General features: G+C 46.5%; 7 protein-coding genes. 5 read left to right on the top strand and 2 right to left on the bottom strand.

The features are described 5' to 3' along the window. The coding region (locus JHC35_RS01385; protein ID WP_295041590.1) for an NYN domain-containing protein at positions 1 to 727 on the bottom strand (727 nt) is incomplete at its 3' end. Beyond that, a complete protein-coding gene (locus JHC35_RS01380; RefSeq protein ID WP_295041589.1) occupies positions 724 to 1,311 on the bottom strand; it encodes a tetratricopeptide repeat protein in 588 nt (195 codons plus the stop codon). The genes JHC35_RS01380 and JHC35_RS01385, both read right to left, overlap by 4 nt. Positions 1,312 to 1,380: 69 nt before the next feature. Between JHC35_RS01380 and JHC35_RS01375 the strand changes: the two genes are divergently transcribed. From JHC35_RS01375 to JHC35_RS01355, 5 genes are read left to right on the top strand one after another with little or no spacing between them, the layout of a single operon-like run. Then, positions 1,381 to 3,480, top strand: a complete 2,100-nt coding sequence (locus tag JHC35_RS01375; protein WP_295041588.1) for an RNA degradosome polyphosphate kinase — start codon at positions 1,381 to 1,383, stop codon at positions 3,478 to 3,480. A 10-nt stretch (positions 3,481 to 3,490) separates the two neighbouring features. Beyond that, positions 3,491 to 4,027: a gamma carbonic anhydrase family protein gene (locus JHC35_RS01370; protein WP_295041587.1), complete on the top strand. Its 537-nt coding sequence runs from the start codon at positions 3,491 to 3,493 to the stop codon at positions 4,025 to 4,027. Then, positions 4,020 to 4,643, top strand: a complete 624-nt coding sequence (locus tag JHC35_RS01365; RefSeq protein ID WP_295041586.1) for a TRIC cation channel family protein — start codon at positions 4,020 to 4,022, stop codon at positions 4,641 to 4,643. Before JHC35_RS01370 ends, JHC35_RS01365 begins: the two co-directional genes overlap by 8 nt. Positions 4,644 to 4,645: 2 nt before the next feature. After that, on the top strand, positions 4,646 to 5,491 hold the full coding sequence (gene mtgA / locus JHC35_RS01360; RefSeq protein WP_295041585.1) for a monofunctional biosynthetic peptidoglycan transglycosylase: 846 nt from the start codon (positions 4,646 to 4,648) through the stop codon (positions 5,489 to 5,491). A 46-nt stretch (positions 5,492 to 5,537) separates the two neighbouring features. Then, complete coding sequence (locus tag JHC35_RS01355) at positions 5,538 to 6,308, top strand: carbonic anhydrase (RefSeq protein ID WP_295041584.1); 771 nt, start codon at positions 5,538 to 5,540, stop codon at positions 6,306 to 6,308. The last annotated feature ends 171 nt before the right edge of the window (positions 6,309 to 6,479 follow it).

Raw genomic sequence — 6,479 nt, 5'->3', positions numbered from 1 at the left:
TCCTTTTGGGACGTTTGATCCGAACATGTACTGCCTGTGAACCTGAAAGAGGGTCGGAGTATTTGAACTCAAACTCTCCTAAACTCTCGATCAAATCCAGCAGCTTTTTGAATCCGTAACTGCGCGGGTCAAATTCGGGCGATTTGTTGATCAGGTTTTGCCCGATGGAGCCCAAATACGACCATCCCGCTTCATTGGTCGTATCTTCCACCGCGTTACGCACCAGCGCCAAAAGAGCTTTGTTGTCAGGTTTAATTTTGGCTCCGACTGCCTCTTTGTGATTGGCGTCGCGTCGAAGATTTTCGGTATAGATAAATTTATCGCACACCCCGATAAACGCTTTAGGTGTTTTTTGTTCCCCGAATCCGTAGACCTTGATCCCCGATTCACGGATACGACTTGCCAAGCGGGTAAAATCGCTGTCACTGGAGACAATGCAAAAACCATCGAAATTTTTCGTATAGAGCAAATCCATCGCATCGATAATCATCGCGCTGTCGGTCGCATTTTTTCCACTCGTATAGGCAAACTGCTGCATCGGATGGAGACCGTGTTCAAGAAGGACACTTTTCCACCCTTTGAGTTTAGTATCGGTCCAATCGCCATAAATCCGTTTCACACTTGCGATACCGTGCGACGCAATCTCATCCATAAGCCCCGCAATAATGGAAGGTTGCGAGTTATCCGCATCGATTAATACGGCCAGTCGTGCTTGATGATCGATCATGCTTTATCTCCTAATGAGAGTAATGCTTCACGCGCTTGCGGGAAATCGCTTTGAAGTTCAAGCGCGCGTTTATACATTTCCCGCGCTTGTTCTCGCTCCCCCATATCGACTAACAAATTGCCGTAATTAAAATAGGTTTGGGGATAACGTTCATCAATCTCCAGCGCCTTGAGATAATGGTCTTGCGCACGTTCATACGCTCTCTCCGATCGGTACAGCGATGCAATCGCGTTATGGGTCAAATCGTCGTTTTCATCGAGTTCTAATGATCTCTCATACAACTCGATCCCCCTCAAACGATCTCCGCTTTTTGCGGTAACGTATGCAAGCTTATTGACGATTTCAGGATTGGTCGGTTCCAACCGATACGCCTCTTCGAGAATCTCTTTTGCCCGTCCTATCTCTCCGCGTTCATACGCACCATCTGCCTCTTCAACCAACGATTCAGTAGAAAAAACGGCTCGATCGCCATGTCCGTCCGTGTCATTATTGGGTCTTTTGTCTTCGAGGTTTTGGACATGGTGATATATCTGAAATGCGAAAAAAAGTGTCGCCGCAAACATTAAAATTTGAAATGTTGACATAGTGTTCCTTTTTTGTAACGATAAGTATAATATAATCCCGTTAACTTAAAACCAAAATCGGTAGAAACTATGCCAAACAATTTCAAAGATCCAGCCCTTTATATCAACCGCGAGCTCTCATGGCTCCAATTTAACACCCGTGTCCTGCGTCAAGCCCAAGACGAATCGCTCCCACTGTTTGAACGACTCAAATTTCTGGCGATTTACGGAACGAACCTCGATGAATTTTATATGATCCGTATCGCGGGACTCAAAAAACTGTTCAGCGCCGGGGTCAATGTCTCCGGCGCTGATCGTTTCACACCGCTGCACCAGCTCCGAGAAATCCGCTCGTATCTGCATAAAGAACAGATTGAAGTGGAAGAGTGTTTGCTGGGAATCATGGAAAAATTGGAAAAAGAGGGGATCTTTTTCAAACCCTACAAACAATTAACCCATCAACAACAACAAATACTGGATAAATATTTTAAAGACAATATTTATCCGGTTGTCGTCCCGATCGCAGTCGATGCAACCCACCCGTTCCCGCACCTGAACAACCTCAGTTTCGGACAAATCGTCAAACTCCGCGACAAAGATGATCCGAGTGTCGAACGCTACGGGATTATCCGCATTCCTCGCGTTTTACCGCGCTTTGTCGACATCGACAACCGTATTTACATCCCGATCGGAAGCGTCGTTTCCGAACATATTCAAGACCTCTTCCCTGGATATGAGCTGATCAAATTCTCAGCATTCCGAATCACCCGAAACGCCGATATCGCTATCGAAGAAGAGGAGGCGGACGATTTCATGGAGATTCTCGAAGAGGGGCTAAAACTTCGTAAGAAAGGGGAAATTGTCCGTTTGGAACTCAGCAACCATGCCGACGATGACCTGCTCAATTTCTTTAACCGTCATGCCAATGTCTTCAAAGACGATATTTACCGCTTCCAAACCTATCTGAATCTGGGTGCATTGTGGCAAGTGGTCGGGAACAAAGATTTTGCCCATCTGAATCTTCCGAGTTTTAAGCCGCGCAATCTGCCGCCGCTTGATTCGGATGAGAATCTGTATGCCATTCTCGATAAACAAGATCTTATTTTGTTCCATCCGTTTGAGAGTTTTGAGCCGGTTGTCCGTCTGATCCAAACGGCGGCAAAAGATCCCGATGTCGTCGCCATCCGCATGACACTCTACCGTTCCGGTTCCAAATCGGTAATCGTCCAATCACTCATCGCCGCGGCAGAATCGGGGAAACAAGTGACCGTTATGGTGGAGCTGCGCGCCCGTTTCGATGAAGAGAACAATCTTCAATGGGCGAAAGCCCTGGAGAGTGCGGGAGCACATGTCATCTACGGTATTACCGGATTTAAAGTACACGCCAAAGCGGCACTCATTACCCGCCGTGTGGACGGAAAACTCAAACAATACGCCCATTTGGGAACTGGAAACTATAACCCCTCTACCGCAACCGTCTATACCGACATCAGCTACATGACCAGCAACGATGCCATCACCTATGACATGACCCGCTTTTTCCACTTTTTGACCGGATTCAGCAAAAAAGGGAAACTCGGTGAACTCTACATGGCACCGACGCAAATCAAACCGAAAATCCTCTCCCTCATCCACAACGAAACCCGCATGGGGTCTGATGGGGTCATCATCGCTAAAATGAATGCACTGGTCGATGAAGATATTATCCGCGCACTCTACAAAGCGTCTCAAGCAGGGGTAAAAATCGATCTGATCATCCGAGGAGTCTGCTGTCTGCGTCCAGGGGTCAAGGGGGTGAGCGAAAATATCCGCGTTATCTCGATCATCGGAAAATACCTTGAACATGCCCGTATTTTCTACTTCAAACACTCGACGCCACAAACCTATATCTCCAGTGCCGACTGGATGCCACGAAATCTATTACGCCGCATCGAACTTCTCACCCCGATCAGCGGTGAAGAGTCATCGAACAAACTGATGCAGATTTTGCAGCTACAGGTTTCCGACAATGTCCTTGCCCATGAACTCCAAAGCGACGGAACGTATGTTAAAGTGAGCTCGAACGGGCAAAACCCGATCAACAGCCACAGCATCGTAGAGACTCATACGAACAAAGTGTATAATTCGGTCAAAAAACAAGCACCGAATTACGTACAGCAGTTGACTACGCGGCTGTTCAAAGAGAGTTAAGGAGACAACTATGATTAGCAATTACCTTCATTATACCCCGACTATCGGGGAACGTACATGGATCGCCCCCTCTGCGGATGTGATCGGAAGAGCCGAAATCGGTGAAGATGTGAGTATTTGGTTCGGTACCGTCGTCCGTGCCGATGTCCACTACATCAAAATCGGTGACCGTACCAGTATCCAAGATTTGAGTATGGTGCACATCACCCACCACAAACGTGACGATATGTCTGATGGCTATCCAACCATCATCGGCAATGACGTCACGATCGGTCATCGCGTCATGCTACACGGCTGCACCATCGAAGATGCGTGTCTCATAGGCATGTCCGCCACCATCCTCGACGGTGCGGTCATCGGCAAAGAGTCCATTGTCGGTGCGGGAGCATTGGTGACTAAAAACAAAGTCTTCCCGCCCCGATCTCTCATCATGGGGAGCCCTGCGAAGGTCGTTCGTGAGCTCACCGATGAAGAGGTAGCGGAACTTTACGCTTCCGCAAAGCGCTACGTGAGTTTCAAAGAAAATTACCGCTCTGCGAATGTCTGAATTTAATCTCGTCCTCGCCGCTGATATTCTCGGTATTATCGCCTTTGCGCTCAGCGGCTTTTTGGTCGGGGTGCGCAATAACCTCGATCTTCTCGGTCTTATCATCTCCGCCTCTCTCACCGCACTCGGCGGCGGTGTTGTGCGGGATGTCATCCTCGGACGAACCCCCTTTGCGTTTAACGAATACTATCCCGCCATTACCGTCATCGTCACCATATTTTTGGCATTTTCACTCCGCCTTTACCGTCGCGAGCAGTTAGAACGTCAATGGCTTTTTATCATCTCCGATACGATCGGTTTGGTTGCATTTAGTATTACCGGTGCCCTGCTCGCTATCGAGGTAGAATTCAATTTCTTCGGAGTGATGATTCTCAGCTTCCTTACCGCCGTCGGAGGGGGAGTTCTACGCGATACGATGATCAATCAGGTCCCTTCCGTCCTTATCAGTGATTTTTACGGCTCCATTGCGATCATCGTCTCGGTTTTATTGTTGTTATTGGCTCAAATAAATATGATCAATACGCTTGGCGTTGCCGGCGTTGCCGCGTTTGCCATTTTCTTGCGACTATTAGCGGTTAAAAAACAATGGCATTTGCCGAAACTCAATAGAGAATAATCATGTCTAAACTCAAACTCATTTTCATCCTCCTGATCCTCGGGGGGATCATCGACGTCGGTCGCTATTTCATCTATCCCAATGTCTCGAATTTGGTAGAAACCAATCCGGTTCCAACCGCCTTTATGGAATACCGCCAAGCCGAATGGGCAGAACAAAACCGAGATATGCAGATCACTCAAAAATGGGTCAGTATGTCTCAAATCTCACCCAATGTCATCAAAGCAGTATTGATCGGTGAAGACGACAAATTTTGGAATCATGACGGTTTCGATGTCGAAGGGATGGAACAAGCACTCGAAAAAACACTCAAAAAAGGGAAAGTTGCAGGGGGAAGTACGATCAGCCAGCAACTCTCCAAAAATCTCTATCTCTCACCGAGCAAAAATCCAGTCCGAAAAATTAAAGAGGCGATTATCACATGGCGTATCGAAAAAACTCTCTCAAAACGGCGTATCTTGGAGATTTATCTCAATGTTGCCGAATGGGGAGACGGAATTTTCGGGATTGAAGCGGCAGCACGTCATTACTATCATAAAAGCGCAAAAAGCTTGAGCGGACTCGAAGCGGCACATTTAGCCGCCGTACTCCCAAACCCGATCAAATACGACCCTACGGGTAATCAAAAATACGTTCAAAACCGCTCTCGCATCATCTATAAGATTCTCAAACGCAGAGGAGTCGTCATTCCCGATTTCAAAGAGGTAATGACCCCTTCTAAACAAGAGACTCAGGAAGTATCAGATGACAATGAAAGCGTTACCGATCTTTTTAATACCACCTACTCAGAGGTAACATCGGAAGAAAGTCTCTCTACGGAGGTTGGTGATCAGAATCATTCGCAATAGTCCTTTTTATGTGGTACACTACACCAATCAAGATAAGGATCAATGAATGAATAAGCGTACGTTTCTTAAGTTTTTTGCTTTTACCTCTGGAAGCGCTTTGTTAGCTCCTAACACCGTATTTGCCTCCGATGCTCACCATAATGCACCTAATACGGCGGAATTGCAAGAGATTGCGAACAAAATGTTCGGAGAGATCATCTCGCAAAACGATTATTACGTCAATCACCAAGGGAATCCGTTTTTTGAAAAAATGAAAAACTCCCAACACCCTCGTGCTACCATCATCGGATGTTCGGATTCGCGCTTTCAAAGTGCAGCCTTGGATGCTACGGCCGAAAATGATCTCTTTGTCATCCGTAACATTGGAAATCAGTTTGGATCCAATATGGGGAGTGTCGAATACGGTGTACGTCACCTCAACACTCCTCTTCTCATTATCGTCGGGCATTCACGATGCGGAGCGATCAAAGCGGCATTAAGCGATTATTCCGAGGAAGGACCGCATATCATCAAAGAGCTCGATTCTCTCTCTTTGGCTGTGCGTAAAACATCTCTAAACGGTGGTACGGAAGAGTCCAAATGGCTTGCTGCCGTCATCAGTAACGTTCATCAACAAGCCTATTATGCGCAAAAAGAGTTTAAAGAGGATGTGGAGAGCGGAAAACTCACCATTGTCGGAGTCGTATACGATTTGGCCAACGATTTCAACAACGGCTACGGACGTCTCAAAATCGTCAATCTCAACGGAGAAACCAATCCGGAAAAAATTATGGATTTTCCGCTCATGAAATCACTGTTCAAGCCGGTACACGTCTAAGAAGTTTCACAACCAATTTTTTATGCTATGATTTTTTTTGATAGTATCACTTTTCATACGTTCAATGGAGCGGTAACATTAAGGTCGAGGGAGCAATTACCCTTCGACCTTTTTTATTCTTTTTGATAGCATAAAATATTTTTCGAATTTTCTTTGTAGATTTGTTCTAAT

Origin of the sequence: Sulfuricurvum sp. (assembly GCF_022759005.1) — a bacterium.
Lineage (GTDB): Bacteria > Campylobacterota > Campylobacteria > Campylobacterales > Sulfurimonadaceae > Sulfuricurvum.
This window is presented reverse-complemented; position numbering and strand designations above follow the sequence as displayed.

Coding starts and splice junctions, on each gene's coding strand:
- JHC35_RS01380 (WP_295041589.1), bottom strand. CDS start 1,311: ATGTCAACATTTCAAATTTTAATGTTTGCGGCGACACTTTTTTTCGCA.
- JHC35_RS01375 (WP_295041588.1), top strand. CDS start 1,381: ATGCCAAACAATTTCAAAGATCCAGCCCTTTATATCAACCGCGAGCTC.
- JHC35_RS01370 (WP_295041587.1), top strand. CDS start 3,491: ATGATTAGCAATTACCTTCATTATACCCCGACTATCGGGGAACGTACA.
- JHC35_RS01365 (WP_295041586.1), top strand. CDS start 4,020: ATGTCTGAATTTAATCTCGTCCTCGCCGCTGATATTCTCGGTATTATC.
- mtgA (WP_295041585.1), top strand. CDS start 4,646: ATGTCTAAACTCAAACTCATTTTCATCCTCCTGATCCTCGGGGGGATC.
- JHC35_RS01355 (WP_295041584.1), top strand. CDS start 5,538: ATGAATAAGCGTACGTTTCTTAAGTTTTTTGCTTTTACCTCTGGAAGC.